Here is a 3,669-nt window from a genome sequence, read left to right as displayed (position 1 = left end):
GCCGGGGGGCGGGGTCAGCCGACGATCTGTTCCCCGCCCGGGCGGGGGCCGACCGCGGCGATCGCGGCGTCGGCGGTCGGGTAGATGGCCAGGACCGTGTCCAGGCCGGTCAGCTTGAGCATCCGGTCCAGCCGGGCCGGGACGGCGGCGAGCGCCATGGCGCCCCCCGCGCCCTGGGCGGCGTGCCAGATGTTGATCAGCGCGTTGAGACCGGCCGAGTCGCAGAATCCGACCCCGGACAGGTCCAGGACGAGACGGGTACGGCCCTGCTCGATCAGGTCGAGCACCCGGGAGCGGAGTATCGGCGCGGTGTGGAAGTCGATCTCACCGCCGACCGCGGCCACGGCCAGCGGACCGTGGGTCTCCTCCACGCTCAGGAGCAGCTCTTGCTCGGACACGTCGTTCAGCGCTCCTCGTCCGTAGCGTCCGTGGGCAAAGTCGTGGTGTGCGCCGTGGACGTCACGCCAGGCGTCTGCCGCTCGGCCTCCTCGGCGGTGGGCACCGAGAGCGCCAGGAGCGCAACGTCATCCTCCGCCCCTTCGGGCAGGGAGTCCAGCAGGTCCACGATGTCCTCCACGAGACCGGCGGCGCCACCGAGGCCCCGGCGGCGGGCCAGGAAGGCCGCCAGTCCCTCGTCACCGATCATCTGTCTGTCCTCGCCGGCCCGGGCCTCGATCAGCCCGTCGGTGTACAGCAGCAGCACCTCCCCCGGGGCCAGCACGACCGTACGGGATCGGAAGCGGGCCTCGGGGAGCGCCCCTATCAGCATGCCCCCTTCGAGCCCCACCGCGCTCACCCGGGGAACGCCGTCGGGGGAGGAACCCACGTGGTAGGCCGGCGGATGGCCACCGGTGGCGATCTCCACCTCGAAGCCGCCCTCCTCGCGCGGGGTGAGGACGCCGAAGATCGCGGTGCAGAACTTGCTGGTCAGGGTGTCGCCGAGGAGCGCCTGGTTGAGCGTGTCCAGCACGGCCACCGGGTCCGGCGCGTGGTGGGCGGCGGCGCGCAGCGTGTGCCGGGCCAGGGCGGTGACGGTGGCCGCGTCGGGGCCCTTGCCGCACACGTCGCCGAGCAAAAACGCCCAGCGGTCGCCGTCCAGCGGGAAGACGTCGTAGAAGTCGCCGCCCAGGTCGTGGACGGAGGCCGCGTGGTAGTGGCAGGCCAGCTCCAGGCCGGGCACGGCGGGCAGCGCGGGCGGGAGCAGGGTGCGCTGCAGGGTGCTGGTCAGGGACTCCAGCACCCGGCGGTCCCGCTCGGCGCGCAGCCGGGCGGCCCGCTCGTCCTCCACCTGGCGGACGACCGCCTGGCGGCGTTCCTGCTCGCGGCGCAGGGCGCGCAGCGCGGTCAGGCGCAGCTCCATCTCGTCGAGGACGATCGCCGCCAGGTCCTCCAGCGCCGTGACGTCCTCGTCGCAGAGGGTGCGGGGGCGGATGTCGAGGATGTTGACGGTGCCCAGCTTGTGGCCGTCGGCGGTCACGATCGGCGCGGCGGCGTAGAAGCGGATCCCGAGCCCGCCGGTCACCATGGGGTTGCCCATGGCCAGCGGGTCCTGACGGGTGTCGGGGATGACCAGCGGGCCGTCCCGCAGCAGGGCCAGGCCGCACAGGCCGTCGGCGCGGCTGATCTCGGTGACGTCGCCCAGTCCGTGCCGGGCCTTGAACCAGATCCGGTCGCTGTCGACGAAGGTCACCGCGGCGATGGGCACCTGGAACAGCCGGGCGGCGAGGCGGGCGACGCGGTCGAAGAAACCGTCGGGGGGCGTGTCGAGGATCTCGTAGCGGCGGACCGCCGCGAGGCGCGCGTATTCCGTGTCCGCATCCGGTCCCACGGCATTCTCTCGCAGCATGGGCCTGCTCGGTTCCTCGTTCTGGTCGTCGTTCGCCCGGTCGTCGTTCGTCCGGTCGTCGGCGCCCGGTAGTCGTTCGTCCGGTCGTCGGCGCCCGGTCGTCGGCGCCCGGCCGCCGACACGACGGCGGCACCGGAACCCCCAGGCTAGACGAGCCGGGAGGTTCCGGTGCCGTGAAGATCGTCCCGGCATCGTCGCCGGACCTGCTCCGGGCCTCTACTTGGTCTCCAGATCCCTGCGGCGGAAACCCGCGATCCCGGTCACACACAGCGCGGCGGCCACCAGGGTGAGCACCAGCACCGGCGTCCACTCCATCGGGGCGGCGGGGAGCTGCGGCACGTGTCCGAGCGGCGAGAGGTCGCCGGCCCATTCGGGGAACTGCAGGATCTCCCCGAGGTAGCCGACCGCGAAGGCGTACAGCGGGACCACCCAGGCCAGCGCTGTCGCCCGGGGCAGCCAGCCCAGCAGCACCAGGGCGACGCCCGCCGCGGTCCACAGGGCCGGCACGTGGACCAGGGCGGCGGCGATCAGGTCGCCGGTCATCGCGTGGTCGCCGGTGGCCGCGGCGGCGGCCAGCCCGAAGCCGAGCCCCGCCAGCAGCTGGGTCAGCACGGCCCCCAGCAGGGCGACGGCCAGGTGGCCGCCCAGCCAGGCGGTGCGGGAGAGCCCGGTGGTCAGCAGCGCCTCGGCCCGGCCGCCGGTCTCCTCGGCGCGGGCCCGCAGGGTGGCCATCACCACGAAGACCATGGAGACCACCGAGATCACCACCATCACCATCGACGCGAAGGACTCCGCGAGGGTGGCCCCGCCGATCTCGGCCAGCGCCTGCTGGATCTGCTCGACACTGCCGAGCATGTCCTCGATGTCGCCGATGATCGACCCGTACATCGCCCCCATCACGAAGAGGCCGACGCAGAAACCGGCCAGCAGTCCGCGCTGGAGGCGCAGCGCCAGGCCGAAGGGGCTGGTCAGCGCCCGGGAAGCGGTGGCGCGGCCCAGCCGGGTGGCCCGCAGTCCGGCGCCGACGTCGCGCCGGGAGGAGAGCGCGAACCCGGTCGCCGCGCAGGCGGCGGCGACGGCCAGGCAGAGCAGCAGCGGCCACCAGCGGTCGTCGACGAACGGGTAGGAACGCTGGGCCCAGCCGATCGGGGAGGCCCAGGAGAGGGCGTCGCTGCTCCCGCTGTCGCCGGCCGCCCGCAGGATGTACGCCGCGCCGATCACCGCCAGCGCGAGACCGGAGGCGCCGCGGGTGGCGGAGCTGATCTGGGCGGTGATCGCGGCGACGCCGGCGAAGACCAGGCCGGTCGCGGCGTGGGCGGCCCCGTAGACCAGCGCGCCGCCCATGCCGACGGACTCGATGCCGAGCGCGGTCAGGCTCACGGCGAGCAGCAGGGCGAGCACCAGGTTGGCCAGGAGCGCGAGGGTGAGCGCGGCGGCGAGCTGGGCGTGGCGGCCGATGACGGTGGAGCGGACCAGTTCGGCGCGGCCGGTCTCCTCCTCGTCGCGGGTGTGCCGGGTGACGATCAGGACGCTCATCAGGCCGACCAGCACGCCCATGAAGCCGATCATCTCGTGGCTGAGCATCGCGCCGTAGGTGTAGTCGTCCAGGAAGTGCCGCGGGCCGGTCATGGCGAGCGCGGCGGGCGTCGCCATGGTCTTCGCGGTGCTCGCGCGGGCCTCGGGCGAGTCGTAGAGCGTGGCGTAGCTGTTGGCGGTGGAGACGGTGGTGATCACCAGGGCCGCCAGCCAGACCGGCAGCCGCAGGCGGTCCCGGCGCAGCGCGAAGCCGAGCAGGGCGCCGGTGCCGGTGAACGGGGCGCGCG

At 73.8% G+C, this 3,669-nt stretch carries 3 protein-coding genes; all 3 read right to left on the bottom strand.

The window, feature by feature from the left end; genetic code table 11:
• Positions 1-14: 14 nt before the first annotated feature.
• A complete protein-coding gene (locus tag ACOV8S_RS28400; protein WP_448321367.1) occupies positions 15-398 on the bottom strand; it encodes an STAS domain-containing protein in 384 nt (127 codons plus the stop codon).
• 5 nt (positions 399-403) lie between these two features.
• Complete coding sequence (locus tag ACOV8S_RS28395; RefSeq protein ID WP_448321366.1) at positions 404-1,846, bottom strand: PP2C family protein-serine/threonine phosphatase; 1,443 nt, start codon at positions 1,844-1,846, stop codon at positions 404-406.
• A 216-nt stretch (positions 1,847-2,062) separates the two neighbouring features.
• Positions 2,063-3,669, bottom strand: a 1,607-nt coding sequence (locus ACOV8S_RS28390; RefSeq protein ID WP_448321365.1) for an ABC transporter permease, incomplete at its 5' end; no start/stop codon positions are given.

The sequence above is a fragment of the Streptomyces sp. CO7 genome, assembly GCF_053474865.1.
Note: the sequence above shows the minus strand (reverse complement) of the source record. Positions and strands in the feature narration are given on the sequence as shown.